Here is a 26327-nt window from a genome sequence, read left to right as displayed (position 1 = left end):
AATAATGTTTATGCATATAGCTATCTCCATCCCTGAACAATCACTGACATTGTTTGACGATCACGGCACATTCGTCAGCCGTTACCCGGTTTCAACTGCCGCCAACGGTGTCGGCTGTGTGAAAGACAGCGGTTGTACGCCCTTGGGCAAGCATGTCATCCGTGCCAAGATCGGTGCCGGTGCACCTGAGAACACGGTATTCGTCGGGCGCAGGCCGACCGGCGAGATCTTTGCCCCGGAGCTGAAAACGCAGTTTCCTGAGCGCGACTGGATATTGACCCGCATTCTCTGGTTGAGCGGCAGCGAACCGGGTAAGAACCGGCTCGGCAATGTAGATACCATGCAGCGTTATATTTATATCCATGGATCACCCGACCAGACCGAATTTGGTGCGCCTGGCTCGCACGGTTGTGTGCGCATGCGTAATGCCGATCTGATCGCCTTGTTTGACCTGGTGCCGGCAGGCACTACGGTGGATATCCTGGACCAGGATGCAGATGGCCAGCAAGCCAGGCTGCAGACTGTAGAAGATCAGACCGGCAAAAGTCAGGCTGGCGAGATCAAGCATAGTGATAATAACCCATGTGAAATCAAGCCTGGTGAAATCAACCCTGGTGAAAATAAAGCCAGCGCAACCCAGACCACCCCCGACACAACCGCAGGCGGATGATCAGGCGAATCACCACATTGTTGCCCGTGGTCGCCGGCGTGCTTTGCCTGACCTTTGCCTTGTTGCATATGGTGCCGGGCGACCCGGTCGATGTCATGCTGGGTGAATCTGCCAGCGCGGCAGACCGGCTGCTGCTTAAGGCCCAGCTTGGGCTGGACCAACCGGTGCATGTGCAGTTCGGCCAGTATGTGCTGAATCTGTTTAAAGGTGATTTCGGGGTCTCCATACACACGCAAACACCGATCACGCAGCTGCTGGCACAGGCTTACCCGGCCACGCTGCTGCTGGCAGTCACTGCACTCAGCATAGGCTTGCTGATAGGTATCCCCTTAGGCATCTGGTCGGCGTTGAAAGCCGGGCACTGGCAGGATGTGATGGTGACCATGCTGAGCATACGCCTGGCCGCCATGCCTGCTTTCTGGCTGGGGCCGGTGCTGATGCTGGTGTTCGCCGTGTGGCTGGGCTGGTTGCCGGTCAGCGGCATGGGCAGCCCGGCCGCCATCATACTGCCGGCACTGACACTGGGGCTGGGCCTGAGCGCTATCCTCACCCGTATGACACGCACCAGCCTGCTGGAAGTGTTGAATGAAGATTACATACGCACCGCGCGTGCCAAAGGCCTGAGCGAGCGGCAGGTGTTATTGCGGCATGCGCTACGCGCGGCACTGCTACCTATGGTCACCATCGTCGGCCTGCAAATGGGCAGCCTGCTGGCCGGTGCCGTGATCACAGAAACCATTTTCAGCTGGAACGGCGTAGGCCGGCTGCTGGTAGATAGCATAGAAAAGCGCGATTACCCGGTGACACAGGCCTGTGTGCTGGTGGTGGCGTTGAGTTATGTGCTGATCAACCAGTTGACCGATGTCGCTTACCGCTGGCTGGACCCGCGCACCAGAGGGTCACTATGAAGACTTTTTCATTAGCCACGCTGGCTTTCTGGCTGCTGGCCGTGCTGGTCGCGCATATCGTCGGTTGCAACCCCAATCACACTGATCTTGAAGCGATTTTGCAATGGCCCAGCGCGCAACACTGGCTGGGTACTGATGACCTGGGGCGCGACATACTGGCACGGGTGATACGCGGGGTAGAGGTTTCTTTTCTGGTCACCGTGGTGGTCACGGCAGTGACCATGACCATAGGGATCAGCATAGGGCTGATCGCCGGCTACAAAGGCGGCAAGCTCGATCAGGCATTGATGCAGGTGACCAGTATCTTTCTGGCTTTCCCCGGTATTCTGCTGGCGATCGCCTTTGCTGCGGTGCTGGGCGCCGGCATCAATAACCTGATCCTGGCGTTATGCCTGACCGGCTGGGTGACTTATGCGCGCCTGTCGCGTGGGCAGACACTGGCATTACGTGAGCGCCTGCATGTGCTGGCGGCCGAGTCGCTGGGTGCCAGCTCCTTGCGCGTCATGCTGCGGCATATATTGCCGTTGCTGATCTCCATCCTGCTGGTTGAAGCCGCGTATAGCATGGCCAGCGTGATGATAGCCGAAGCTTCACTGTCATTTCTGGGCCTGGGCATACAGGCACCGAATGCTTCCTGGGGCGCCATGTTGCGTGACGCAGTCAGGTTTATGCTGGTGGCACCGCATTATGTGCTGACGGTAGGTGCGTGCATGATGAGCCTGATCCTGGCGATCAACCTCGGTGGCGATGTGTTACGCGACAAACTGGATGTACGCAGCGAGAGTAAGGTGAGGTGATGAAAAAACAGTATCGCTATTACAACTTTATCATGGCGGCGTTTGCCGTTGTGCTGGTCTGCTCTAATATCATAGGGCCTGGCAAGATCACCGAGATCCAGGCCCCGCTGCTGGGCTCGCTGACGTTTGGTGCGGGCATTATGTTTTTCCCTATCAGTTTTATTTTTGGTGATATCCTCACCGAAGTTTATGGCTACGCTGCCTCTAGACGTGTCATCTGGACCGGCTTTGTATGCCTGGCTTTTGCCAGCCTGATGGCCTGGGTGATCGTGGCCCTGCCACCGGCACCAGAGTGGCACGACCAGGCCGCCTATCAGTCTGTATTCGGTTCTACCGCCCGTATCGCCATCGCTTCCTTGCTCTCATTCGTGGCCGGGGAGTTCGTGAACTCGTTCGTGCTGGCCAAAATGAAGATACTTACGCGCGGGCGCTGGTTGTGGAGTCGTACCATAGGCTCTACTCTGTTTGGTGAAGCGGTAGATACGATATTGTTTTTCCCGCTCGCATTTTATGGCTCTGGGGAGTTTCCAGATGCTATGATGCCGCAGATCTTGTTGGCGCAATTTGTGGCCAAAGTGCTGGTCGAAATAGCTTTTACGCCAGTCACATACAAAGCTGTTGCCTTTCTCAAGCGTGCAGAAAACGAAGATTATTACGACACGCATACGGACTTTAGCCCGTTTAAACTTTAACGCGGGTCCATAAACGGGAGGGCATGCACTCCTGTTTTTACCCATATACTTTGCCTATCGGAAACCCATTGAACCAAATTAACTGGTACGAAAAAAACAAGACACAAACCGCTGACTGGCAGTCGGAGGCGGGTAATCCGCCGCCGAAAGCGCTGGTCATCGCTGACGATACCACCAAAGCGGATGAAGCCTATCGCCTTGCCTGCGAAGGCACCGCCTTGCTCTACCGCGGCGACTTTCAGAACGCCAAGCAACTATTGCAAGCCATCACGCGCAGAGTGGACCGTAAACCAGTCAAACCGGCAGCAACCATGCTGGAAAGCTTTCACCAGCACCGTGCGCGGCAGATAGGCCGTGCCAACATCACTAACAAAGTGCTGATAGAACTCAAATATGGGCAATGCGAGTTGCCGCGTGCGCCAGATGTAAAAGCGGCAGTGCAGGGCGCGCTGATCATGGACGAGAAGAAAGACAAGCTGCCGGCCAGGCTGGTGCTGTCACTGCGCGAACTGCTAGGCATGGTAGGTGCGCATGAGTGGCGTAAAAAGGGCGTGCCTATCCCTGCACTCAACGCGAATATCCACGCCCACTACGGCGTGTATTCGCCTGTGCGTGGCGAATATCTGGAACTGATAGACCAGGCGCCACTCAATAACCCGCAAGTGGCGTGGGATATAGGCACCGGTACTGGTGTCATTGCAGCTGTGTTGGTCACGCGTGGTATAAAGCAGGTGATGGCCACCGAGACTAATCCACGCGCCCTGATCTGTGCCGGCGAGAACATACAGCGCCTGAATATGCAGAGCAATATCCAGGTGGTTGAGGCAGATCTGTTCCCGGAGGGTAAGGCTGATTTAATCGTCTGTAACCCGCCGTGGTTGCCTGCCAAAGCCAATACCACCATAGAGCAGGCGGTGTATGACCGGGACAGCCAGATGCTGAAAGGCTATTTAAACGGCCTGAAAGCGCATCTTAACCCGGATGGCGAGGCGTGGCTGGTGATGTCTGACCTGGCAGAGCTGATAGGCTTGCGCAAGCCGGACGAATTGCAAGCCTGGATAACAGCCGCCGGGCTGCATGTGATACACAAGTCAGATACCCAGCCCAAACACGGCAAGGCACAGGATAAGCAAGATCCGCTATTCGCGGCGCGCTCTAAAGAAGTGACCAGCCTTTATCGTTTAAAATCGGTTTAGTTATTTAATAGGAAACGTTATGTCTTTAGGTCCCGTGATGCTGGATGTGGTTGGCAAAGAGTTAACTGCCGAAGATATCCGCCGTTTGCAACATCCGCTGGTAGGTGGCGTGATCCTGTTTGCGCGTAACTTTGAGAGTGGCGAGCAGCTCAAGGCGCTTACCGCCAGCATCCATGCCGTGCGCCAGCCGCCGTTGCTGATCGCGGTGGATCACGAAGGCGGGCGCGTACAACGCTTCCGCGAAGGGTTTACCAAGATCCCGCCCATGCGTGAGTTCGGCCATATATGGGATAAGAATCCGCGCAAAGCGAAAGAGCTGGCGGTTGAAGCCGGCTATATCCTGGCAGCCGAATTGCGCGCCCATGGCGTTGATTTCAGTTTTACCCCGGTGCTGGATATGGATTACGGCGATAGCCTGGTGATCGGTGACCGTGCCTTCCATCGCGACCCGCAGGCGATCAACGAGCTGGCATTCAGCCTGATGCAGGGCCTAAAAAAAGGCGGCATGGCGGCAGTGGGCAAGCATTTCCCCGGGCATGGCTTTGTGGTGGCCGATTCGCATGTCAGTATCCCTGTCGATGAGCGCGAGTTTGACCAGATCGCACAGAACGATATGCAGCCTTTCCGCCAGATGATAGACGAAGGCCTGCACGCCATCATGCCGGCACACGTGATCTACCCTAAAGTCGATGAAAAACCGGCCGGCTTTTCGCCACGCTGGTTACAAAAAGTATTGCGCGAGCGCCTGGGTTTTAACGGCGTGATCTTTAGCGATGATTTAAGTATGGAAGGCGCCACCGTGGCCGGCGATGTCACTGCACGCACTCTGGCGGCACTCAATGCCGGTTGCGATATGGTGCTGTTGTGCAATCGCCCAGATCTGGCGGATGAATTGCTGCAAAACTTGAGCTGGAGCATTTCAGCACAGACTATTGCGCGGCTGGCACGTATGCACGGTGCGCACCACCCGGCGGATATGGTCGCACTGCGTGAATCGGCGGATTATGTCGCTGCCGTGAAACGTGTGGCACTGGTTGGCCTTAAAGAAACAGATTTATTTGCCTGAGTACTTTCTAAACTGTTCAGGATAAAGTAAGCTCGGTGCTTAATAATAACTAATATTTTCAGACTCAATCATCGGTAATCGCTATGAAATGGATCGTTTTAGGGGTATTTTTAGCGTCTGTCAGCTATGTGCACTTTCGCGGCAAAGTGCGGCACCGTTTTTACCGGCAGATATTCGACCACTCCGGCATCGTGTCGCCGTTCAATGTGTTTCTCTACCTGTTCTCCAAAGCGCCGACCACCCCTTATGTGCAGGTCAGTGAGTTCCCTGAATTAAAAGTCATCAGTGACCGCTGGCAGGACATCCTTAGAGAAGCGCTGCATGTGCGTGACCAGGAGCGCATCGCCGCGGCCAAAAACAATAATGATGCCGGCTTTAACTCATTCTTTAAAACCGGCTGGAAGCGGTTTTACCTGAAGTGGTATGACGCCGAACACCCTTCGGCCAGCATCTACTGCCCGCAAACCGTGGCCTTGCTGCAGAGCATCCCCAGCGTCAAAGCCGCCATGTTTGCCGAGTTGCCGCCAGGCGCACACCTGAACCCGCATAGAGACCCCTATGCCGGTTCATTGCGCTACCACCTGGGCCTGACTACACCGAATAGTGACCTGTGCTATATCAAGGTCGATGGCGAGGACTATAGCTGGCGTGACGGGCAGGCCATCATGTTTGATGAAACCTATATCCACGAAGCCTATAACAAAACCGACCAGACCCGCATCATCCTGTTTTGCGATATAGAGCGCCCCATGCGCTATGGCTGGGCGCAGGCAGTGAACCGCTTTCTGGCAAACACCATAGTGACCGCCGCCAGCTCGCCTAATGAAGAGGGCGACCAGACCGGTGTCATCAACCGCCTGTTCCACTACGCCTGGGTGGTAGGTCAATACCGCAGACGTTTCAAACGCTGGAACAAAACCCTGTACCAGGTCACACGGATAGCTTTAATCGCATTGGTCATCTATATCATCTGGAAGATCTAGGTTATCTGGAAGGTCCAGGCCATCAGGAAGATCTTGCATTTAGTGCTAAATCAGCTAAATGTGATGATTAAACTTGAAACTTTGTCCGTTTACCCTTATCTTAGTCCTTGAAGTTATAAGTAATAACGTTTTATTTGAGAGGAACAAAATATTATGTCAGATATGCAAGTTTTAGGTCGTGAGGGTAGTTTATCCGATACGCAGAACCGCGTGTTGCGTAACACATACGCCTTGCTCGGCTTGAGCATGGTACCTACCGTGATCGGTGCTTATGTCGGCCTGCAAATGAATTTCGGCTTTTTAGCCGCACATCCGTTCATATTCACTATCGGCTTTTTCGCCGTGATGTTCGGTATGTTCAAACTGATCTCCATTAACCAGAATAGCAGCATCGGTGTCTGGTTGTTGCTGGCCATGACCTTTGTCTTCGGTATCATGCTGGGACCTATCCTGCAGTACGCATTGCATCTGAGCAATGGTGCTGAGATCGTTGGTCTGGCTGCCGCCGGTACTGGCATCACCTTCCTCACTCTGGCTGGTATCGGTTCATCACCGGCGCGTGATTTCAGCGGCATAGGCAAATTCCTGTTTGTCGGTCTGATCCTGGTGATCGTGGCTGGCCTGGCAAATATGTTTTTCCAGATCCCGGCCTTGTCACTGGCTATTTCCGGCGTTTCAGTACTGATCTTTTCCGGCTACATCCTGTATGACGTGAACCAGATCGTACGTGGCGGCCAGACCAATTATGTGATGGCGACCCTGAGCCTGTACCTCGATGTATATAACCTGTTCGTGAACCTGTTGAACATATTGCTGGCTTTGCTGGGTAATCGCGATTAAGTGATTTTCAGCCAATAAAAAAACCCGCTCCGGCGGGTTTTTTTATTGCCTACAACCATTTTTCTATTGAATTTATTGTTTAAGGCTGTTTGCAACCAGCCCTGGCTTAATGCAGCCAAATTAACTGATTGTAATCTTGTATTAAGGGTGCAAGTGTTTGATTTTATTGATAAAAAATATATAGCTCACATGGTTTGATTTTTGCAATCCTCCTCCGCAATGGGGGAAGTGAAGTGATAAAAAATAAATTAAAGTCAGTGCTGTTTCTAGCAGCTTATTCATGTGTGTCTACTGCTGCAGAGGTGAATGAAGCACCTGCAAATAACAATACCAAAGCGGCCGAGTTAAATACGACAATCCAATTGGACGAGATCGAAATCAAGGCCAAGCGGCGCCGTATCATTACGCCTTTGCCAGGCTTGCCAATCGACAGGGAAACCGCAACTACCAATATTCAAACTGCTACTGATAAAGAAATTTCTGAGTCAAAAGCTACAAACGTTACCGAATTTCTTAATAGTAATATGCAATCGGTGAGCGTGACTGACTACACAGGTAATCCTTTTCAACAGGATTTAAATTACCGAGGTTTTACGGCTTCACCTCAAATCGGTACGCCACAGGGTATTTCTGTTTACCTTGATGGTGTGCGAGTCAATGAACCTTTTGCCGAGGTGGTCAATTGGGATTTAATCCCGATGAATGCAATTTCAACACTAAATATTATTCCCGGATCGAACCCAATGTTTGGTCAAAATACACTTGGTGGAGCATTAGCAATTACAACTAAAGATGGTTTTTCAGATCATTTTTTACGCGCGCAACAGCTCGTAGGGGATTGGGGCAGGAAACAAACGCAATTTTCGAATGGGATACATGGTGACAGGGTTGCTTTGTTCACTGCATATACGCATTTCAACGAAGATGGTTGGCGTGTGAACTCACCAAGTAATGTGCGTCAGTTATTCAACAAAGCCACAGTCCGTTTTGATGCGGGTCAAATTAATTTGACTGCCTTAAATGTCGATACAGCACTGATTGGTAATGGAGTATTGCCAATCGAAATGGCTGAAGTTGACCGGAAACAGGTATTTACTTCTCCGGACGAGGCCAAAAACGGCTTAGAACATTACAGTCTGTCCGGTACGTGGTATGTAAATGACAGGGTGAGTCTATCTGCACTAACGTATAGGCGTGGCCTGAACCAAAATGCTGTAGGAGCAGACATTTATCAGGGACTAAGAAGATTGCAGGTTCTTAGTAGTGGTTTAGATGCAAACTCCGATGGCTTGGATGACCGCTTCATTTCTTTAAACGGTATTCTCAATCAATCCTCACTGAAGTCTAATGCTGATGGATTTTCCCTGCAGATGACGTATGAAGGTGATAAGCACCAAATTGCTATTGGTGCGGGTTTGGATGAGAACAAGATAGATTTTTTGCAATCCCAGTCACTCGGCGCACTTGATGCAAACCATGTCTTTCATTTTACCAATGACCCTTGGTTTGCCGATCAAGATAACCAATTCTACATACAAACTAGTGCTCCGGGCATTATCCGGAACGATCTGACAGGCTCAAGTCGAAGCAAAGCCATATTTTTTACTGACACTTGGTCACCTACTGACACTTTACATATTACTTTCGGCTCACGCTTAAGCTGGTCCAACGTTAAAAATGAGCTGAGATCAGATCGTGGTAATGATATGTATAACTTTCGGCCACAGTTCTTTTTGCCTCAATTCCAAGCGTGTGCTGATATTAAAAGACTCGCCACCGATTTCAACCGGTTCATATGTACAACTGGAGACTACGATTATCGGAGTTTTAATCCATCTTTAGGTGCAGCTTGGGAGGCCAAAGAGAATTTAACCGTATATGGAAATGTTAGTCGTGGCTCGCGTGTTCCTTCTGTTATTGAGCTTGGATGTGCTAAAGACCATACAGGATTAGAGGGTACTAGTGACAATTTTCAGTTTGGTTGCACTATTCCAACCTCATTAACAGCTGACCCATATTTAAAACAAGTACGGTCGACTGGTTATGAGTCTGGTTTACGTGGAACGGTGGCCGGTTTTGATTGGAATGTTGGTGCATTCCGAACAGATCTCACTGATGACATCTTATTCATACCATTGGGTCAGAAAAATAGAGGAGTCTTCGATAATTTCGGAAAGACTCGTCGTGAGGGCCTGGAAATGGGTTTGAAAGGGGTGTGGGGAAAAAGCACTTTTGGCCTGAATTACACTTGGATGAAGGCCACTTTTCAAAGTAGCTCACAACTAATCAATGATGCCAATAGCAGCAACTCTGCAGGAACATGCCCGACTTGTGGGCAGGCATATGTATATGTCTCACCGGGTGATCAGTTACCAGGTATGCCAAATCATATAGTGCAGGCTAATTGGAATTATCTAGTGACGCCCGAATTTGATTTCACATTAAGTATGGTGGCTCACTCATTTTCGTATGTGAGAGGTAATGAAAATAATGACCATGTGCCTCGTGCGGGTGCGAGAGTGAATGGAACTCGCGATTTATATGACTACACTGGCGAAGGAAAGATCTCCGGATATGCTGTGTTCAATCTACGCGCTAATTATCGCTTCAATAACGGTGTTTCACTATTTGCAAGATTGGATAATCTTTTCAATAAAGAGTATGCAACGGCTGGCAATTTAGGTCGTAACCCATTTAGTCCGCAGGGTGCGTTTCAAGTCAGTGCACCACTTGATTCAGGTGGAAATCCTGTCTTGGATTCAAATGGTAACTTTGTTCGTTTAGACAATAACTGGGTTAACTCAACTTTTATCAGTCCTGGTGCGCCACGAGCAGCTTGGGTTGGCATAAATTTCGATTGGGGATGGGATAAGGTCAAGAAATCCCAAAGTTTAAAAGATCAGCCTGACTGACTGAATTAATCTCGACCCAGTTTGTGGTGGTGGTCGAGTTTTTATATGGCTGTTTAAAACCACCAATTATTAGCTGTAGCTAAATTTTTTATGTTAATTATATTTAACTTGCAAGGAATTTAGCTATCTAGGATATGAGTCTGTAGATGGAGTTAATTTATAAGTTTCTGATATTTATAGTACTAATTGAGAATTAAGAGGTTTTCTCCTAAGTCCTGAAATTAAAGATTTGTTGTCTCATGGTTGATGGCACATCCTTTGCGTTAAACAGAAATGATGGCATTCAAACTATTACAAATAGGCATCAGGATTAGAAGTTGGTTTAAAAAAAACTATATTTAGGAGAAATAGCAATGAAATTAAAAACATTGGTGTTAGCTACATTGTTAACCGTTACAGCAACTGCATCTTATGCTGGTAATTTCGTCCAATTAACTAATGGTAACGGAACGATTTTAAGTACCGTAAATGGCGGGATCAAGTCTGGAGCTCAAAACCCAAATGCTGATCAGTTTCATCTGTTGGTTCAAGATGCAACATATCTTGCGGGATATGAAGCAAGTAATCCAAATGGTTTTGTGGTTGCTTCAACTATTGATTACGCCACACATGTTGGCAATCCAAACAATCCAGCCAATATTAAAAGTACAGGAACATTAACACTGCTGGATTGGAGAGTTACTACCGGTGTCGATTTGTCTCCCGGCTCTAAACAAGCGACAGTCTACGATTTCGTTTATCAGGATAGTGCCGATGGTAAGCTGGTTTTTGCAACTCGATATCTAAATCAGGTTGCAAACAATGAGGAGGCAAACTTTCTCTATCGCTACAATTTCTCTACAACCGGCACTTACACTCCTCAGGTAGCTTGGCTATTTTCAAGCGATAACGATTTACGTTTATATGAAGCTGCGCTAACCGATGACCATAGCTTTAACTCTGTCGTAAGTTACAACCAAAATGTAGTTCGTCAAAAAGGCGACTTCAGTGTTTCTGAGGGTAATCCATGGAGTGGATTATTTCTAGTCAAGACCGATGCTCAATACTACTCCCTAGGTTCAAAAGCCATTGGTTATTTTCAGGCAGGTGAGGAGGGTCAGCCAGTAGTCGGCGGTTTTATCAGCGGGTTCGTAGCTTCAGCAACTGCTGTGCCTGAGCCGCAAAGTTATGCTTTGATGATGGCTGGGCTGAGCTTGGTGGGAATTGCAGCACGTCGTCGTAAAAATCAAGGTGCTGCATAAAACTAAATGCCATGAAAAAAAAGAGCGGGGAGTAAATGCTACCCCGCCATCTAATTAACTTCAAATTGTGAGGAAATATTACTATGAAAGTAACGCTTTGGAAACAGTCTTTTGTTGCGGCAGCCTTTGCTTTAGCAGCAACTTCTAGCGCATATGCTGGCGGATTTGTCGATGTTTTGAATACCGGTGCTCGTACACCTGGTAGTACAAATAACATTGCCACTGATCCATTTTATCTAACTGCTGGCCTGTCACCGACATGGACACTGCAAAACTCTGTGACTTCTACCGTTTATTCACCGATAAACAGTGCTGCAGTAGGTATCTTTACTGATTCAGTATGGTTGGATAGCGCAACTAACTCATATATTATTGGTAGCTATTTTCAGTTAGATAACGACTCAAACGGCATTACAGAAATCAATTCTATCGTGCGTAGCGGTTTTGCTGATTACGCAGGTACGATTTCTGCTGCATGGGTGTTTGCTTCAGATGTTTATGCAACTGCCCCGGTAGATGGATACCGTTTACGTGACCCGTCACGCTCTGATTACTATCAGAATGGTTCCAATGGTAACCCTGCACCAAATGATCCTGCTCCAGTCTATAATGCAGGAACAGCCAGTACAGGCGCTTATTTTGATGCTGACAAAGTGGCCATCCGTACTGATGTGAGTATCGATGAAGACAGTCCTAACAGTGCATTATATTTGCTGAGAGTCAGTGCTGATCAATACAGAATTGATTGGACTGCTAACGCTGTTCATATCGTACAAGGTGGTTCTGCATCTGAAGGCGGCCGTATCCGTCAGGACATGTTCCTGAGTGGTTTCACTGTGACTGCAGTGCCAGAAGCTGAAACATACGCCATGATGATGGCAGGTCTGGCTTTGATCGGTACTATTGTGCGCCGTCGTAAATCTGCTTAATTCAATTTAAGTAGTGAACAATAAACCCGCCATAGGCGGGTTTATTTTTTTGCTTATCCACTGTGGCTGCTTTAAATCATGGCTGTTAAGTTTTGCTTTTCTCCAGCCTGCGCTGTCTGAAAAAACTACTTAGCAGCGTGCCACACTCCTCGGCGCTAACACCCGCTGTGACTTCACAATGATGATTGAGTTTTTGTTCGGCCATTAAATCGATCACACTGCCGCAGCAGCCGGTTTTGGGGTCGCTGGCACCATAGACCAGGCGGGCGATGCGTGCGTGCTGGATGGCACCGCTGCACATGGCGCAGGGTTCCAGCGTGACATATAGAGTGCAATCGACCAGGCGGTAGTTACCCAGGTAGTTAGCCGCTTCACGCATGGCCTGGATCTCGGCATGGGCGGTGGGGTCGTTCAGGCTGATGGGGGCGTTTTTGCCGCGGCCTATCACTGCGCCATCTTTAACCACCACTGCACCTACGGGCACTTCACCCAGGCTGGCGGCTTCTTGTGCCAGCGCAATGGCCATGCGCATGTATTCCTGATCTTGCATGCTGTTTATTTGCTGCTGGGTTTATCGGCCAGGCGGATCAGGATATACACCAGGCTCATGGTGAAAGCACCAGCCAGCCAGATGCCTATCTCCTGATAGGTCGGGGTCGCGTCCTGCACCGGCAACACGATCAGTTTGCGCAGAAACATGACCAGCACCACTTCGACAAAGGTTTCCACCAGCAGTTTGTGGCCACGCAGATAGCGGATCTCGGCCGAGATCAGTGCCGAGATAGACCACAGCAGCATCAGGGTGCCCAACGCGCGTAAAAAGCCATGCACCAGGGTGTTGGTCGAGGCAGCTTCTTTGACATCGATAAAGAATAGCCAGGTGAACATGATCACCGAGATGGCGAGTGCCATGCCTATGATGATGTGGGCCAGGCCATTCAGCCATAACATGGCCTTGATGGCGATGCGGTTGAGTGGTTCGAATTCTTCTGGTAGTTGTTCTTGGGACATGCTGTTTCCGTTAGGCAATCCAGCCCAAATGATAAATCATTTGCTGAGTAATTGCTCCAAAGTGAGTTCTGAGAGTTGCTTGAGCAGCCACTGCATGGCTTTGCCCATATCGGCCGGGCGTTGCTGGCGCCAGGCGATAAAGGTCGGTGCCACTGGTTTGGGTTCAGCTACTTGCTTGATCAGCAGCAGGCCTTGGTCGGCGGCTGATTGCGCCATTTGTTTGGGTAAATAGCCGATGGCGATGCCGGAGATCTGCGCCTGCAGCTTGGTCTGCATGTCGGGAACGGTCAGGGTATCCTGACCGGAAAGTATGCCTGAGGTGCGCGGCGGCAGGTTGCGCGAGCTATCGGCTGCAGCGACTACCCGGTGCTGCACGATATCATCGGCGTTCAATGGCTCGGGCAGAGCTGCCAGCGGATGATGTGGCGCAATCGCAAATACAAATTCCAGTTGCCCTAGCAAATGCGTGCCAAAACCATTGCCGGGTGGCGAATCACCTGGCGCACCTATTGAAATATCTGCGCGGTTGGTTTGCAGGGCATCCCAGCTGCCACCGTAGACTTCACGCAAAAGTTTAACGCGGGTGCCAAATCCTTGCTGGTAAAACGCTTGTAATAAATCCAGGACAGGCTGGAAATCGAACAGGTCACTGATGGCGATCGCAATATCGGTTTCAACGCCAGTGGCTATTCTACGCACCCGGCATTCCAGCGTCTGGGCGGCATCCAGCAAATAACGACCTTCTTTGAGCAGCTCCGCCCCGGCTTGCGTCAGGGTAGCACGGTGCCCGCTGCGGTCAAACAACTCTATGCCTAAATCCTCTTCCAGTTTGCGCACGCTGTAAGTCAGTGCCGAAGGCACGCGGTACAAGGCCTCGGCCGCTGCCGCAAAGCTGCCTTTGCGGTCTATCATGTCTATGACTTCCAGCGCTTCGAGGCTGAGTTTAATGCTCATAATTTCTTCATCAAAAAAATTGAACGACTGATGCAAAATGTTTCGCTATCAATCAGCTTAGTGTTTTTTTATCATACATTTAATCTTTCAAACGGAGTGAATAAATGTTGAACATTCGCCCTTCAAATACACGTGGTTACGCCAATCATGGCTGGCTGGAAAGCTTTCACAGCTTTTCTTTTTCCAACTATTACGACCCGGCCCATATGGGGTTTTCGGTGTTGCGCGTCATCAATGACGACAAAGTCGCACCTGGCAAAGGCTTTGGCATGCATGGTCACCAGGATATGGAGATCATCACCTATATGCTGGAAGGCGAGTTGCGCCATACCGACAGCATGGGCAATGGCTCAGTCATACGCGCTGGCGATGTACAGCGCATGACAGCCGGCACCGGTGTGCGTCATAGCGAGATGAATGCTTCTGATCAAACCACCGCGCATTTATTGCAGATATGGATCACGCCTGCGACATTGAATCTGGCACCGGGATATGAGGAAAAAACCATTGCTGTCGCCAGCAAATTGAATCGCTGGGCACTGATCGCCTCACCCGATGCCTGGGATGGTTCATTAAAAGTACATCAGGATGTGACACTCTGTGCCACAGTGCTTGAAGCTGGCCACAGTTTGCCGCTTGAAGTCAGCGCCGGCCGTAGCGCTTACATGCATATCGCGCGTGGTGAGGTGGAGATAGACGGCCAGCGACTGGCGACCGGCGATGCGCTCAAGATAGACAGCGCGACGCAGCTGGAGATGCGCGCGCAGGCAGAAAGTGAAGTGTTGTGGTTTGATCTGCCTGGTAGTGCTGAATAAATTGCTATCAACGACTTTGCTATTATTGACTTTAATTGAGGGAGTACAAAAATGACTCAAGTTTCTATCGTGTATCACAGTGGTTATGGACATACTGCGGAGCAGGCGAAAGCGGTTGCGCGCGGCGTAGAAAAGGTAGCAGGCATCAGCGTGCATCTTTTAACAGTGGAACAGGCCCAGCAACAGTGGGATGTGCTGAAAGCTAGTGATGCCATTATTTTCGGTACTCCGACTTATATGGGGTCTGCCGCCGCTGCGTTTAAGGCTTTTATGGATGCCAGTTCGGAGAAGTGGTATGTGCGCGAGTGGCAGGATAAGATCGCCGCCGGTTTCACCACCTCTGCCAGCCAAAGCGGCGACAAGTTGAATACCCTGATACAGTTGGCCGTGTTTGCCGCACAGCATGGCATGATCTGGGTAGGGCAAGACTTATTGCCGGGGAACAATAACAGCAAGGGCTCGGTCAACGATTTAAATCGTTTGGGCGGCTTTTTGGGCGCCATGGCACAGGCCAATGCTGATCAAGGCCCCGAGTTCGGTCCGATCCCAAGTGATTTGCTGACCGCCGAGCATTTGGGTGAGCGTGTTGCCACGGTTGCCCAACGATTTTCTGTCACTAAATAACAATCCAAAACCAATAAGGAGAAATAAATGAAAAGAATATTCCTGGCCATCAGCATGCTGGCAGCCTCTCAGGCCTGGGCCGCCACTGAAACATACAATATCGATGCCTCGCACAGTTTTGCCAATTTCAGCATACGCCACGTGGTTGCCAAAACATCCGGTACTTTTAACGATGTGACCGGCGTGATCACGCTGGACCCTGCCAATCTGAATTCAGCGACCATCAAGGCCACCATCAATGTCGCCAGTGTCAACACCGGTTTCGCCAAACGCGATGAACATATCAAGGCTGATAAATACCTGGATGTGGCCAAATACACCCAGATCCAGTTTGAAAGCACCAAAGTCACCGCTTCTAACCAGAATCAGGCCATCCTGCAAGGCAAGCTGACTATTCATGGCGTGACCAAGCTGGTGGATATCCCGGTGCGCGTGCTGGGCTACGGCGCTGACCCATGGGGCGGCCAGCGTGCCGGTTTTGAAGGCCATGTCACCTTGAAAGCGTCTGATTATGGTTATGGCTGGGCCACGGGTGCCAATGCACCAGTCGGTGACGAGATAGAAGTCACCTTGCTCATTGAAGGCGTCAAAGCTAAATAGCACTAATAACTGGTAACAGATACGGATGCCTGGCAAGGTTTTGCCTCGCTCCGTATCGTCGTTTAAAAGTTTCTTGAAAATATCAATATGGAGAATGCAATGGCATTGGATTTATTTTCCCCAGCAAAGCTGGGTGCTATCAGTTTGAAAAACCGCATAGTGATGGCACCACTGACGCGTAACCGGGCAGGCGAGGGCGGCGTGCCGCAAGCCATGAATGTGACGTATTACGAGCAGCGCGCTACTGCCGGCCTGATCATTACCGAAGCGACACCAATCACGCCTATGGCACATGGTTACCCGGCATTGCCTGGCATTTATACCGACGCACAGATCGCCGGCTGGAAAGCAGTGACTGATGCTGTGCACACCCAGGGCGGCAAGATCGTGATCCAGCTCTGGCATGTGGGCCGTATCTCCCACCCCAGCTTGTTGCCTAACCAGGCGCAACCGGTAGCGCCTTCGGCGATCAAGCCGGCTGGCCAGGCTTTTACTTATCAGGGGCTGCAGGATTACGTCACCCCGCGCGCGCTGGAACTCGATGAGCTGCCTGTCATCGTGCAAGACTACGTGCATGCCACGCGTTGCGCGATCGCTGCCGGCTTTGATGGTGTCGAAGTGCATGCAGCCAACGGTTACCTGCTGGACCAGTTTTTACGTGACGGCAGCAACCACAGGCAGGATGCCTATGGTGGCTCAGTGGAAAACCGTGCCCGTTTATTGCTGGAAGTGGTGCAGGCAGTGGTCGATACCATAGGTGCCGACAAGGTAGGCGTGCGTATCTCGCCGGTCAACCCGTTCAACGACATGAAAGACAGCCAGCCACAGCAGACATTCAATTATGTGGCACAGGCCCTTAACCAGTTCGACCTGGCTTATCTGCATGCGGTAGAAGGCGGCATTCATGGTGGTGGCGAGTCCGAGCCGTTTGATTTTGAAGCGCTGCGTAAACAGTTTAACAATGGCTACATTGCCAACCTGAGTTACGATAAAGCGCGCGGCAATGCGGTGATCGCCAGCGGCCATGCCGATGCGGTCGCTTTTGGCGTACCGTTTATCGCCAACCCCGACCTGGTGGCGCGTTATGCAAAAGATGCGCCTTTGAACGAAGCCGACTCTGCATCGTTCTATGGCGGCAACGAGCACGGTTATACCGATTATCCTTTCCTGACCGCCTAGAGTTTCTTTGCCGGGGTTTTTTACCGGGTTTTTGCCGACCGGGCTTGTCGCTCACAGTGTGCGGGCGTAGAATTCGCGCAAAGCAAATTCAACCGAGCTGACGCTCCGTACACTGTGAGTTAATTTCTGCATGTCTCAAGCTGATTCAACCACCTCTAGCAATAAAATAGTTGTCGCCAACTGGAAGATGCATGGCAGCCTGGCGCTGAACCAGGCGTTGATAACAGGATATCTGCACGGCCTGCAATCGCTGCCGCAAACTGATGTCGTCGTTTGTGTGCCTTACCCCTACCTGCCGCAGGCGCAGTCATTGCTGTCGTCGACCAGGCTGGGCTGGGGCGCGCAGAACCTTGCCAAATATGAGCAGGGCGCTTACACCGGTGAAGTCGGTGCCAGCATGTTGCAGGATTTTGGCGCGCGCTATGTGATCATAGGCCATTCCGAGCGCAGCACCGCCTATTGTGAATCAGATGAGAATATCGCTGAAAAAATGATGGTGGCCAAACGCCACGGCCTGACCCCTATCCTGTGCGTAGGTGAAACCTTGCTGGAGCGTGAAGCCGGCGTGATGGAGAGGGTGGTCGGCAAGCAGCTGGAAACCATAATTCGCCTGTTTGGTGGCGAGGCGTTTGCCGGCGCTATCGTTTCTTACGAGCCTATCTGGGCCATAGGTACCGGCCTGGCTGCCACTGCAGAACAGGCTGTCGCCATGCACCAGTTTATCCGTGACACGGTGGCGAGTGCCGATAAATCAGCCTCGGCCTCGTTAAAAATCCTGTACGGGGGCAGCGTAAATCCACAAAATGCGGTACAATTATTAAATCAGAAGGAAATAGATGGTGCGCTGGTCGGCCGTTGCTCATTAGATGTAGAGCAATTTATAAAAATATGTCAGGCCGTCCCTGTAAAATAGTACCTCTAGCTAAATAACAAAAGTGCCACAAGCGCAATTGTTATTCATTTATCGGATTAAAGGATTATGGAAAACGTCATTCTCGTCATTCATGTGTTGGCAGCTGCTTCAGTGATTGGCCTGGTCTTATTACAGCACGGCAAAGGCGCTGACATGGGTGCGGCGTTCGGAAGTGGTGCCTCAGGTAGTTTGTTTGGGGTTTCCGGCTCTTCCAATTTGCTCAGTAAGCTGACATCGATTTTTATTACAGTATTTTTTGCAACCAGTTTGACGCTGGCATTTATGTCCAGTCATAAAGCGGGTTCTGGCAGCGTGGTTAAATCCCCGTTGACACAACAGGCTCCGGCCAAAGGTGAAGCGGCTCAACCCGCCAAGCCGGTTGAAAATACACCCAAAGATATTCCAAACTAGTTTTTTTAAGCCGTCGTGGTGGAATTGGTAGACACGCTATCTTGAGGGGGTAGTGACGAAAGTTGTGCGAGTTCGAGTCTCGCCGACGGCACCAGTGACGTCATGTGTGATCTGGCTGTGATTGTGTTTTGATTGCAGGGTTGATACATTTAACGACGCTGGCTGTTTGGGATTGTTTGCTTGGGCGTGTTTCGTGTGTGCTTGTCAGGCCGTTTTGGTTTGCAGTGAAATGACTTGTTAACATGATCGATTAAGGCAAATCAGTGTTAGAAAATTATTTCCCGATTTTAATGTTTACCCTGGTGGGCTTGGGCGTTGGCCTGGGACCACTTATCGTCGGTAAACTTGTCTCTCCGCACCGGCCTGATGCGGAAAAAAACTCTCCTTATGAATGCGGCTTTGAAGCGTTTGAAGACGCGCGTATGAAGTTCGATGTGCGCTACTACCTGGTTGCCATCCTGTTTATCCTGTTCGATCTCGAAATTGCATTTCTCTTCCCCTGGGCTATCGTCATCCAGGAAATCGGTGCTGCCGGTTTCTGGGCAATGATGGTGTTCCTGTTTGTACTGGTGGTCGGCTTTATCTTCGAGTGGATGAAGGGTGCGCTGGAATGGGACTAGGTGTAATGGGACTGGGTAGAGTACAGTTGATGGGAATGGGGTACATGCTATGAGTATTGAAGGCGTACTGGAAAAAGGCTTTGTCACCACCACCCTGGATACGGTGATCAATTACACGCGTACCGGTTCTTTATGGCCTATGACGTTCGGCCTGGCCTGCTGCGCGGTTGAAATGATGCATGCCGGTGCCGCGCGTTACGACCTGGACCGCTTTGGCATTGTTTTCCGCCCCAGCCCGCGTCAATCGGATGTCATGATAGTCGCCGGCACACTGGTGAACAAGATGGCGCCGGCCCTGCGTAAAGTCTACGACCAGATGGCAGAGCCACGCTGGGTGATCTCTATGGGTAGCTGTGCCAACGGTGGCGGCTATTACCATTATTCTTATGCGGTAGTGCGCGGTTGTGACCGTATCGTGCCGGTCGATGTCTATGTGCCGGGTTGCCCGCCGACCGCTGAAGCGCTGTTGTACGGCATCATCCAGCTGCAGAAAAAGATCAAACGTACCAATACCATCGCCAGAACCTGACGCTAACGAATAACCAGCCCAAGAAACCACACTATGTCCGCAAAACTAGAACATTTGTCCGCACAGCTCAAGTTAGCCTTGGGTGATGGCGTGGTGAAACTGGAGCAAAAGCTGGGCGAGATCACGGTTGAAGTGCATGTTAAACACTTGCTGGCCGTGGCCGATAAATTGAAGACCCATGCCGAACTCAGGTTCGAGCAGCTGATCGACCTGTGTGGTGTGGATTATTCCGATTATGCTGATGGCCGTTGGGAAGGCCCGCGCTTTGCCGTGGTACTGCATCTTTTATCGGTCGGTTTGAACCAGCGTGTGCGCATACGCGCTTTTGCCACCGATGATGATTTCCCGGTTTTTCCTACCCTGGTCGATGTCTGGCCGGTGGCTAACTGGTTCGAGCGTGAAGCGTTCGACCTCTATGGCCTGATGTTCGAGAACCATCCCGACCTGCGCCGTTTGCTGACCGATTACGGTTTTGTCGGCCATCCTTTCCGTAAAGATTTCCCCATGATAGGTAATGTGGAAATGCGTTATGACCCGGTGCAGCAGCGTGTCGTTTATCAACCGGTGTCTATAGACCCGCGTAACAATGTGCCGCGCCTGATTCGTGATGAAGGAAAGCATCATGGTTGATCGTTTGACCGTTGTCTGCAACCACAGTCGTTCATTCTCTTTTCAAAGTTCTGCCTTTGCTCGGGCTGAATATTGCATGTTTGGGGCTTGCTAGCTATGGCAGAAATTAAGAATTACACCATGAACTTTGGCCCGCAGCACCCTGCGGCGCATGGTGTGTTGCGTTTGGTGCTGGAGCTGGATGGTGAGGTGATACAGCGTGCAGACCCGCATATAGGCTTGTTGCACCGGGCCACCGAAAAGCTGGCTGAAAATCGCACCTACCTGCAAAGTGTGCCTTATATGGACAGGCTGGATTATGTGTCCATGATGGCCAACGAGCATGCTTATGTGATGGCGATCGAAAAGATGCTGGGGCTGGAAGTGCCGGTACGCGCGCAATACATACGCGTCATGTTTGACGAGATCACCCGTATCCTCAATCACCTGTTATGGCTGGGTGCACATGCGCTGGATGTGGGGGCGATGACAGTGTTCCTGTATGCTTTCCGCGAGCGTGAAGACCTGTTCGATGTGTATGAGGCGGTTTCCGGCGCGCGTATGCATGCGGCGTATTACCGTCCGGGTGGTGTTTACCGTGACCTGCCGGAAAAAATGCCGCAGCACCAGACCACCAAATTCCGCAGTGCAGCCGAGATCAACAAACTGAACGAGAACCGTCAGGGTTCCATGCTCGATTTCATTGAAGATTTTACTAACCGTTTTCCCACTTATGTCGATGAGTACGAAACCCTGCTGACCGATAACCGTATCTGGAAGCAGCGTACCGTGGGCATAGGCGTGGTGACGCCTGAACGTGCCCTGGCGCTGGGGTTGACCGGCGCCATGCTGCGCGGTTCCGGCATCGCCTGGGACCTGCGCAAGAAACAGCCGTATGAAGTCTATGACAAAATGGATTTCGATATCCCGCTGGGCGTCAACGGCGACTGTTATGACCGCTACCTGGTGCGCGTGGAAGAAATGCGCCAGTCCAATCGCATCATCAAGCAATGTATAGACTGGCTGCGCGTGAACCCCGGCCCGGTCATCACTGATGATAACAAAGTAGCGCCGCCTAACCGCGAAGGCATGAAAACCAATATGGAAGACTTGATCCACCACTTCAAGTTGTTTACCGAAGGTTTTCACGTGCCGGTAGGCGAAGCCTATGCCGCGATAGAGCATCCTAAAGGTGAGTTCGGCATCTATATGATTTCAGATGGGGCCAACAAACCTTACAGGCTGAAGATACGGGCGCCGGGTTTTGCGCACCTGGCCGCGCTGGATGAAATGACCAAAGGGCATATGATCGCCGATCTGGTGGCTATCATTGGTACACAAGACATCGTGTTCGGCGAGATCGATAGATAACCGGATACGTGACAGCCGCAGATCGAAAAGAGATTAAGGTACAAGCATGTTAAGTGCAGAAGCGATAGAGAAAATAGAGTACGAACTGTCCAAGTATCCTAAAGACAGGCGCCAGGCGGCAGTGATGTCAGCCTTGCGCATTGTGCAGATGGAACGCGGCTGGTTATCCAAGGAAAGCATCTCCGAAGTGGCGAAGTACCTGCGCATCCCGGAGATCGCCGCACTGGAAGTCGCCACTTTCTACAATATGTACGACCTGGAACCGGTAGGCGAGCACAAGATCACTATCTGTACCAATATTTCCTGCATGCTGCGCGGTTCGGATGAGATCGTTGAACACCTGCAACATAAACTCGGTGTCGGCTTTAATGAAGTCACCGCCGATGGCAAATTCTGTCTGAAAGAGGGCGAGTGCATGGGCTGCTGTGGTGGCGCTCCACTGTTGCATGTCAACAACAGCCAGATGCATGAATTTTTGACCACTGAAAAAGTGGATGCGCTCATTAACGAGCTGAATAAGGGCTGAAGGAAGCGTGAATGGCAAATACTTCAACTAACCCAGTCAAGCAGGCCCCAGTGGTGAAAACCGAGCTGGCCGGGCAAACGCTGGTCACCTTGCGCACACTGACTGAAGAAAACCCGGCCGCACTGGCCACTTATGAAAAGCTGGGCGGTTACGTGCAGCTCAAGCGGCTGGTAGCAGAAAAAACCAAGGCCCCGGAAATCATCAGCCAGATCAAAGTCTCCAACTTGCGCGGACGCGGCGGTGCGGGTTTCCCCACCGGCCTCAAGTGGAGTTTTATGCCACGTTATTACGATGGCACCAAATACCTGGTCTGCAATACCGATGAAGGTGAACCCGGCACCTTCAAAGACCGCGACATCATACGTTACAACCCGCATCAGCTCATAGAAGGCATGGCGATCGCCGCTTATACCCTGGGCGCACGTGTAGGTTACAACTATATACACGGCGAGATCTGGCAGGATTACGAGATATTTGAAGCCGCACTGGCAGAAGCACGCGAAGCGGGCTACCTCGGTGAAAACCTGTTTGGCAGCAATTTCAGTTTTGACCTGTATGCCGTGCACGGCTACGGCGCTTATATCTGTGGCGAAGAGACCGCCCTGATCGAATCCATAGAAGGCAAAAAAGGCCAGCCGCGCTTTAAGCCGCCTTTCCCCGCCAGTTATGGTGTGTTTGGCAAGCCGACCAATGTCAATAATACCGAGAGCTATACTTCTATCCCGTGGATCATGCAGCACGGCGGCCAGGCGTTTGCTGACCTGGGCGTGCCTAACTCTGGTGGTAGCAAGTTGTTCTCGGTGTCAGGCCATGTAGAAAAACCTGGCAACTATGAGATCAAAATGGGCACGCCTTTTAAAGACCTGCTGCAAATGGCAGGCGGTATCTGGAAAGGCCGTCAACTAAAGGCAGTCATCCCTGGCGGGCCTTCTACTGCGGTGATGCCAGCCAGTGCCATTGAAAATGCCACCATGGATTACGATGGCCTGAGCAAAGCCGGTTCCAGCCTGGGGGCGGGTTCCATGATAGTCATGGATGACACTACCTGCATGGTGAAAACTCTCAAGCGCCTGAGCTATTTCTTTTATGAAGAAAGTTGTGGCCAGTGTACGCCCTGCCGTGAAGGCACCGGCTGGGTCTATCGCATCATTGAGCGTATCGTGGATGGCAAAGGCAAGATGGAAGACCTGGATCTGCTGACCGATTTGAGCAATAACATTTCTGGCCGCACCATTTGTGCGCTGGGAGATGCAGCGGCGACACCGGTGCTGAGCTTTATCAAGCATTTCCGCCCGGAGTTTGAGTACTACATACAGCATGGCAAGTCCATGATTGACGGTCGTTAAATGGCTGCGCGTGCGAATGACTGCGTTGCGCGGTACTCGAAATCCTCATGTACATCAGTACATTCCGGTTTCTGCGTGCCGTGCGCCTTCTCCTTCACGCGCTCGCTCATTTAACTATATGTTTTGTAACGAATAATACAGTGCTGAAACTATGCTAAATATTGAAATTGATGGCAAACCACTAGAGGTCGAACACGGCAGCACCATTATTGATGCTGCGGATGCGGTAGGCATAGCCATCCCGCGTTTCTGCTATCACAAAAAACTGTCGGTGGCCGCCAACTGCCGCATGTGCCTGGTGCAGGTAGAAAAATTCAATAAGCCATTGCCAGCCTGCGCGACGCCGGTGGCCGATGGCATGAAGATTTACACCCGTAGCAAAGCCTCGGTCGAAGCGCAAAAGAGCGTGATGGAGTTCTTGCTGATCAACCACCCGCTGGATTGCCCTATTTGTGACCAGGGTGGCGAGTGTGATCTGCAGGATATCGCGGTGGCTTACGGCGCTTCCGGTTCACGTTACACCGAAGAAAAACGCGTAGTCTTTAACAAGAACATAGGCCCGCTGGTCAGCACCGATATGACGCGCTGCATCCAGTGTACCCGTTGCGTGCGCTTCCTCAAGGAAGTCGGTGGCATGCAGGAGCTGGGTCTGGTCAACCGTGGTGAACATGCCGAGATCACCGCTTATGTCGATCAATCGGTCAACTCCGAGCTCAGTGGCAACATCATAGACCTGTGCCCGGTAGGCGCGCTGACCAGCAAGCCGTTCCGTTATTCGGCACGTAGCTGGGAGTTGGTACGCCGGCCTTCTATCGCCCCGCATGACGGCCTGGGTTCACATGTTGAAGTCCACGTCAAAGACAACAAAGTCATGCGCATATTGCCGCGTGAAAAAGAGTCTATCAATGAGTGCTGGCTGTCTGACCGCGATCGTTTCTCCTACGAAGGCCTGAACAGCCCGGACCGCCTGAAAGTGCCTATGATCAAGCACAACGGGCAATGGCAGGAGACCGACTGGAAAACCGCACTCGAATTCGCTGCCGGCCAGCTCAAGGACATCACCAAACAATATGGTGGCGATGCGCTGGGCGTGCTGGTTTCACCTAACAGCACCATGGAAGAGGGCTACCTGATCAAGCAACTGGCCGAAGGCCTGGGTTGTGGCAACGTTGATTACCGTTTGCGCCAGACTGACTTCCGCCTGGATGGCAAGCGCACCGGTACGCCGTGGATGGGCTGCAATATCCAGGAGATAGAAGAGCTGGACCGCATTCTGCTGATAGGCTCCAATATCCGTAACGAACACCCGCTGCTGGCGCAGCGTATCCGCAAGGCGGTCGCCAATGGTGCCGAGCTCAGCATAGTCAGCCCGCTAGACAATGACCCGCTGATGGATATCGCCCACAAAGTGATCGTGCGCCCTAACGATATGGTGAACGTGCTCGGGCAGATCCTCAAAGGCATGTCCGGCCTGCAAAAGCTGTCACTGTGCCTGCCGCCGACACTGAACAAGTTACTCGAAGAGATACAGGTCCGTCCTAACACGCAGAAGATCGCAGAAAGCCTGGCCGGTATCCGCGAAGACCTGATCCTGATCGCGCCTAAAGTCGGTATCTTCCTCGGCAATATGGCGCTCAGCGACCCGCGCTTTACCGAAATGTACAGCATGGCCGAGGCCATAGGCGGTATCAGTGGTGCCAAGGGCGGTATCCTGCCACCGGCAGCCAACAGCACCGGCATGCACATGATAGGCGTGATGCCAGCTGCCACCGGCATGCATGCACGCGCCATGCTCGAAGTGCCGCGCAAGGCCTACCTGTTATTGAATATCGAACCTGAACTGGATTGCCAGCATGCGGCATTGGCCAATGAGGCCATGGCAAAAGCAGAATGCGTGGTGGCGTTGACCGCCTACAAGTCTAGCGCGCTGGAAAACGCCGATATCCTGTTGCCTATCGCGCCGTTCACCGAAACCTCGGGTACTTTTATGAGTATGGAAGGCCGGGTACAAAGCTTCCAGGCGGCGACGCGTCCTTTAGGCGAGTGCCGCCCGGGCTGGAAAGTGTTACGCGTGCTGGCCAATACCCTGGGCTTGCCTGGTTTTGACTACAACAGTTCAGAAGAAGTGAAAAATGCAGTCTTCAATGGCGAGAAGCCTTCGGCTGTGGTCTGGCGTAGCCTGAACAACAACCTGAAAGAGCTGGTTGAGATCCAGGTCAATATCAAGAAACTGGGTCTGCAGCGCATAGGTGAAGTACCGCAATACGAGTCTGATCCTATCGTGCGTCGTTCAACGCCGTTGCAGAAAACCAAATACAACATCCGCCCTATGGCACGCATGCATGGTGAACAGCTGGCCGAGTTGGGCCTGCAGGATGGCGATATCGTGGTCGCGCGTCAGGATAAAGGCAGCGCTGTACTCAAGGTGCGCCTGGATAACCATGTGGCCAAAGGTTGCGTACGCGTGGCCGCAGCACACCCGCTGACCGTGGGCCTGGGTGACCTGATGGGCGATATCACCATAGAAAAAGCAGCCGCCGAGCAAGTGGTGATCTACGAAAAACAACTGACCGAGATGGCATAAC

General features: G+C 51.5%; 26 protein-coding genes, 1 tRNA gene and 1 pseudogene. 25 read left to right on the top strand and 3 right to left on the bottom strand.

Annotated elements, in window-relative coordinates:
* Window positions 1-10 precede the first annotated feature (10 nt).
* From ACFQ1Z_RS06130 to ACFQ1Z_RS06080, 11 genes and pseudogenes are all read left to right on the top strand, one after another.
* Window positions 11-487: pseudogene (locus ACFQ1Z_RS06130) on the top strand (L,D-transpeptidase family protein); the annotation flags it as partial.
* 179 nt (window positions 488-666) lie between these two features.
* Window positions 667-1578, top strand: coding sequence for a nickel ABC transporter permease (gene nikB, locus ACFQ1Z_RS06125; RefSeq protein WP_379056380.1), 912 nt, complete (start codon window positions 667-669; stop codon window positions 1576-1578).
* Window positions 1575-2375 (top strand): ABC transporter permease, encoded by an 801-nt coding sequence (locus ACFQ1Z_RS06120; protein WP_379056378.1) that lies wholly within the window; start codon window positions 1575-1577, stop codon window positions 2373-2375. Before nikB ends, ACFQ1Z_RS06120 begins: the two co-directional genes overlap by 4 nt.
* Window positions 2375-3067 carry a queuosine precursor transporter gene (locus ACFQ1Z_RS06115; protein ID WP_379056377.1) on the top strand — a complete coding sequence of 231 codons (693 nt, stop codon included), beginning with the start codon at window positions 2375-2377 and terminating at the stop codon, window positions 3065-3067. Before ACFQ1Z_RS06120 ends, ACFQ1Z_RS06115 begins: the two co-directional genes overlap by 1 nt.
* Window positions 3068-3135: 68 nt before the next feature.
* Window positions 3136-4263 carry a methyltransferase gene (locus tag ACFQ1Z_RS06110; protein WP_379056376.1) on the top strand — a complete coding sequence of 376 codons (1128 nt, stop codon included), beginning with the start codon at window positions 3136-3138 and terminating at the stop codon, window positions 4261-4263.
* Between the two features lie 19 nt (window positions 4264-4282).
* On the top strand, window positions 4283-5329 hold the full coding sequence (gene nagZ, locus ACFQ1Z_RS06105; RefSeq protein ID WP_379056375.1) for a beta-N-acetylhexosaminidase: 1047 nt from the start codon (window positions 4283-4285) through the stop codon (window positions 5327-5329).
* 83 nt (window positions 5330-5412) lie between these two features.
* Window positions 5413-6312 (top strand): aspartyl/asparaginyl beta-hydroxylase domain-containing protein, encoded by a 900-nt coding sequence (locus tag ACFQ1Z_RS06100; protein ID WP_379056374.1) that lies wholly within the window; start codon window positions 5413-5415, stop codon window positions 6310-6312.
* A gap of 153 nt (window positions 6313-6465) precedes the next feature.
* Entirely contained in the window at window positions 6466-7152 is a 687-nt protein-coding gene (locus ACFQ1Z_RS06095; protein WP_379056372.1) for a Bax inhibitor-1 family protein, read from the top strand.
* Between the two features lie 233 nt (window positions 7153-7385).
* Window positions 7386-10064, top strand: coding sequence for a TonB-dependent receptor (locus ACFQ1Z_RS06090; RefSeq protein WP_379056370.1), 2679 nt, complete (start codon window positions 7386-7388; stop codon window positions 10062-10064).
* 353 nt (window positions 10065-10417) lie between these two features.
* The gene (locus ACFQ1Z_RS06085) at window positions 10418-11305 is read left to right on the top strand and encodes a PEP-CTERM sorting domain-containing protein (RefSeq protein ID WP_379056369.1); all 888 of its coding nucleotides are present in this window, start codon (window positions 10418-10420) and stop codon (window positions 11303-11305) included.
* Between the two features lie 83 nt (window positions 11306-11388).
* A complete protein-coding gene (locus tag ACFQ1Z_RS06080) occupies window positions 11389-12234 on the top strand; it encodes a PEP-CTERM sorting domain-containing protein (RefSeq protein ID WP_379056368.1) in 846 nt (281 codons plus the stop codon).
* Window positions 12235-12319: 85 nt separating this feature from the next.
* Here the strand turns inward: ACFQ1Z_RS06080 and tadA are convergent, their stop codons facing one another.
* Genes tadA through ACFQ1Z_RS06065 form a run of 3 tightly spaced genes read right to left on the bottom strand, consistent with a single transcriptional unit; the run spans window position 12320 to window position 14199 of the window.
* Window positions 12320-12784, bottom strand: coding sequence for a tRNA adenosine(34) deaminase TadA (gene tadA, locus ACFQ1Z_RS06075; protein WP_379056367.1), 465 nt, complete (start codon window positions 12782-12784; stop codon window positions 12320-12322).
* Window positions 12785-12789: 5 nt separating this feature from the next.
* The gene (locus ACFQ1Z_RS06070) at window positions 12790-13245 is read right to left on the bottom strand and encodes a phosphate-starvation-inducible PsiE family protein (RefSeq protein ID WP_379056366.1); all 456 of its coding nucleotides are present in this window, start codon (window positions 13243-13245) and stop codon (window positions 12790-12792) included.
* Window positions 13246-13281: 36 nt separating this feature from the next.
* The gene (locus ACFQ1Z_RS06065; RefSeq protein WP_379056365.1) at window positions 13282-14199 is read right to left on the bottom strand and encodes a LysR family transcriptional regulator; all 918 of its coding nucleotides are present in this window, start codon (window positions 14197-14199) and stop codon (window positions 13282-13284) included.
* Between the two features lie 104 nt (window positions 14200-14303).
* On the opposite strand from ACFQ1Z_RS06065, the gene ACFQ1Z_RS06060 reads away from it, so the two are divergent.
* The 14 genes from ACFQ1Z_RS06060 (at window position 14304) to nuoG (ending at window position 26326) form a co-directional block, all read left to right on the top strand.
* Window positions 14304-15014 (top strand): pirin family protein, encoded by a 711-nt coding sequence (locus ACFQ1Z_RS06060; protein ID WP_379056364.1) that lies wholly within the window; start codon window positions 14304-14306, stop codon window positions 15012-15014.
* 51 nt (window positions 15015-15065) lie between these two features.
* Window positions 15066-15638 (top strand): flavodoxin family protein, encoded by a 573-nt coding sequence (locus tag ACFQ1Z_RS06055; protein ID WP_379056363.1) that lies wholly within the window; start codon window positions 15066-15068, stop codon window positions 15636-15638.
* 27 nt (window positions 15639-15665) lie between these two features.
* On the top strand, window positions 15666-16238 hold the full coding sequence (locus tag ACFQ1Z_RS06050; RefSeq protein ID WP_379056362.1) for a YceI family protein: 573 nt from the start codon (window positions 15666-15668) through the stop codon (window positions 16236-16238).
* Between the two features lie 99 nt (window positions 16239-16337).
* Window positions 16338-17417, top strand: coding sequence for an alkene reductase (locus ACFQ1Z_RS06045; RefSeq protein ID WP_379056360.1), 1080 nt, complete (start codon window positions 16338-16340; stop codon window positions 17415-17417).
* A gap of 130 nt (window positions 17418-17547) precedes the next feature.
* Complete coding sequence (tpiA, locus tag ACFQ1Z_RS06040) at window positions 17548-18330, top strand: triose-phosphate isomerase (RefSeq protein WP_379056359.1); 783 nt, start codon at window positions 17548-17550, stop codon at window positions 18328-18330.
* Window positions 18331-18396: 66 nt separating this feature from the next.
* Window positions 18397-18741 (top strand): preprotein translocase subunit SecG, encoded by a 345-nt coding sequence (gene secG, locus ACFQ1Z_RS06035; RefSeq protein ID WP_379056357.1) that lies wholly within the window; start codon window positions 18397-18399, stop codon window positions 18739-18741.
* Window positions 18742-18750: 9 nt separating this feature from the next.
* A tRNA-Leu gene (locus tag ACFQ1Z_RS06030) sits at window positions 18751-18835 on the top strand.
* A gap of 196 nt (window positions 18836-19031) precedes the next feature.
* Window positions 19032-19361, top strand: coding sequence for an NADH-quinone oxidoreductase subunit A (locus ACFQ1Z_RS06025; RefSeq protein WP_379057182.1), 330 nt, complete (start codon window positions 19032-19034; stop codon window positions 19359-19361).
* Window positions 19362-19410: 49 nt separating this feature from the next.
* Complete coding sequence (locus tag ACFQ1Z_RS06020) at window positions 19411-19890, top strand: NuoB/complex I 20 kDa subunit family protein (protein ID WP_055825969.1); 480 nt, start codon at window positions 19411-19413, stop codon at window positions 19888-19890.
* Window positions 19891-19923: 33 nt separating this feature from the next.
* The gene (locus ACFQ1Z_RS06015) at window positions 19924-20520 is read left to right on the top strand and encodes an NADH-quinone oxidoreductase subunit C (protein ID WP_379056355.1); all 597 of its coding nucleotides are present in this window, start codon (window positions 19924-19926) and stop codon (window positions 20518-20520) included.
* A gap of 96 nt (window positions 20521-20616) precedes the next feature.
* Window positions 20617-21870, top strand: a complete 1254-nt coding sequence (locus ACFQ1Z_RS06010) for an NADH-quinone oxidoreductase subunit D (RefSeq protein WP_379056353.1) — start codon at window positions 20617-20619, stop codon at window positions 21868-21870.
* A 46-nt stretch (window positions 21871-21916) separates the two neighbouring features.
* Complete coding sequence (gene nuoE / locus ACFQ1Z_RS06005) at window positions 21917-22396, top strand: NADH-quinone oxidoreductase subunit NuoE (protein ID WP_379056352.1); 480 nt, start codon at window positions 21917-21919, stop codon at window positions 22394-22396.
* 11 nt (window positions 22397-22407) lie between these two features.
* Window positions 22408-23742: an NADH-quinone oxidoreductase subunit NuoF gene (nuoF, locus tag ACFQ1Z_RS06000; RefSeq protein WP_379056351.1), complete on the top strand. Its 1335-nt coding sequence runs from the start codon at window positions 22408-22410 to the stop codon at window positions 23740-23742.
* Window positions 23743-23893: 151 nt separating this feature from the next.
* Window positions 23894-26326: an NADH-quinone oxidoreductase subunit NuoG gene (gene nuoG, locus ACFQ1Z_RS05995; protein ID WP_379056350.1), complete on the top strand. Its 2433-nt coding sequence runs from the start codon at window positions 23894-23896 to the stop codon at window positions 26324-26326.
* Window position 26327: the final 1 nt, after the last annotated feature.

Source organism: Methylophilus luteus (assembly GCF_042676265.1).
Taxonomy (GTDB): Bacteria; Pseudomonadota; Gammaproteobacteria; order Burkholderiales; family Methylophilaceae; genus Methylophilus; species Methylophilus luteus.
The sequence above is the reverse complement of the archived record's forward strand: the minus strand, read 5'-3'. Positions and strand labels throughout refer to the sequence as shown.

Excerpts from the sequence above, each read along its gene's own strand:
- nikB (WP_379056380.1), top strand. The coding sequence starts at position 667 with ATGATCAGGCGAATCACCACATTGTTGCCCGTGGTCGCCGGCGTGCTT.
- ACFQ1Z_RS06120 (WP_379056378.1), top strand. The coding sequence starts at position 1,575 with ATGAAGACTTTTTCATTAGCCACGCTGGCTTTCTGGCTGCTGGCCGTG.
- ACFQ1Z_RS06115 (WP_379056377.1), top strand. The coding sequence starts at position 2,375 with ATGAAAAAACAGTATCGCTATTACAACTTTATCATGGCGGCGTTTGCC.
- nagZ (WP_379056375.1), top strand. The coding sequence starts at position 4,283 with ATGTCTTTAGGTCCCGTGATGCTGGATGTGGTTGGCAAAGAGTTAACT.
- ACFQ1Z_RS06100 (WP_379056374.1), top strand. The coding sequence starts at position 5,413 with ATGAAATGGATCGTTTTAGGGGTATTTTTAGCGTCTGTCAGCTATGTG.
- ACFQ1Z_RS06095 (WP_379056372.1), top strand. The coding sequence starts at position 6,466 with ATGTCAGATATGCAAGTTTTAGGTCGTGAGGGTAGTTTATCCGATACG.
- ACFQ1Z_RS06085 (WP_379056369.1), top strand. The coding sequence starts at position 10,418 with ATGAAATTAAAAACATTGGTGTTAGCTACATTGTTAACCGTTACAGCA.
- ACFQ1Z_RS06080 (WP_379056368.1), top strand. The coding sequence starts at position 11,389 with ATGAAAGTAACGCTTTGGAAACAGTCTTTTGTTGCGGCAGCCTTTGCT.
- tadA (WP_379056367.1), bottom strand. The coding sequence starts at position 12,784 with ATGCAAGATCAGGAATACATGCGCATGGCCATTGCGCTGGCACAAGAA.
- ACFQ1Z_RS06070 (WP_379056366.1), bottom strand. The coding sequence starts at position 13,245 with ATGTCCCAAGAACAACTACCAGAAGAATTCGAACCACTCAACCGCATC.
- ACFQ1Z_RS06065 (WP_379056365.1), bottom strand. The coding sequence starts at position 14,199 with ATGAGCATTAAACTCAGCCTCGAAGCGCTGGAAGTCATAGACATGATA.
- ACFQ1Z_RS06060 (WP_379056364.1), top strand. The coding sequence starts at position 14,304 with ATGTTGAACATTCGCCCTTCAAATACACGTGGTTACGCCAATCATGGC.
- ACFQ1Z_RS06055 (WP_379056363.1), top strand. The coding sequence starts at position 15,066 with ATGACTCAAGTTTCTATCGTGTATCACAGTGGTTATGGACATACTGCG.
- ACFQ1Z_RS06050 (WP_379056362.1), top strand. The coding sequence starts at position 15,666 with ATGAAAAGAATATTCCTGGCCATCAGCATGCTGGCAGCCTCTCAGGCC.
- ACFQ1Z_RS06045 (WP_379056360.1), top strand. The coding sequence starts at position 16,338 with ATGGCATTGGATTTATTTTCCCCAGCAAAGCTGGGTGCTATCAGTTTG.
- tpiA (WP_379056359.1), top strand. The coding sequence starts at position 17,548 with ATGTCTCAAGCTGATTCAACCACCTCTAGCAATAAAATAGTTGTCGCC.
- secG (WP_379056357.1), top strand. The coding sequence starts at position 18,397 with ATGGAAAACGTCATTCTCGTCATTCATGTGTTGGCAGCTGCTTCAGTG.
- ACFQ1Z_RS06025 (WP_379057182.1), top strand. The coding sequence starts at position 19,032 with ATGTTTACCCTGGTGGGCTTGGGCGTTGGCCTGGGACCACTTATCGTC.
- ACFQ1Z_RS06020 (WP_055825969.1), top strand. The coding sequence starts at position 19,411 with ATGAGTATTGAAGGCGTACTGGAAAAAGGCTTTGTCACCACCACCCTG.
- ACFQ1Z_RS06015 (WP_379056355.1), top strand. The coding sequence starts at position 19,924 with ATGTCCGCAAAACTAGAACATTTGTCCGCACAGCTCAAGTTAGCCTTG.
- ACFQ1Z_RS06010 (WP_379056353.1), top strand. The coding sequence starts at position 20,617 with ATGGCAGAAATTAAGAATTACACCATGAACTTTGGCCCGCAGCACCCT.
- nuoE (WP_379056352.1), top strand. The coding sequence starts at position 21,917 with ATGTTAAGTGCAGAAGCGATAGAGAAAATAGAGTACGAACTGTCCAAG.
- nuoF (WP_379056351.1), top strand. The coding sequence starts at position 22,408 with ATGGCAAATACTTCAACTAACCCAGTCAAGCAGGCCCCAGTGGTGAAA.
- nuoG (WP_379056350.1), top strand. The coding sequence starts at position 23,894 with ATGCTAAATATTGAAATTGATGGCAAACCACTAGAGGTCGAACACGGC.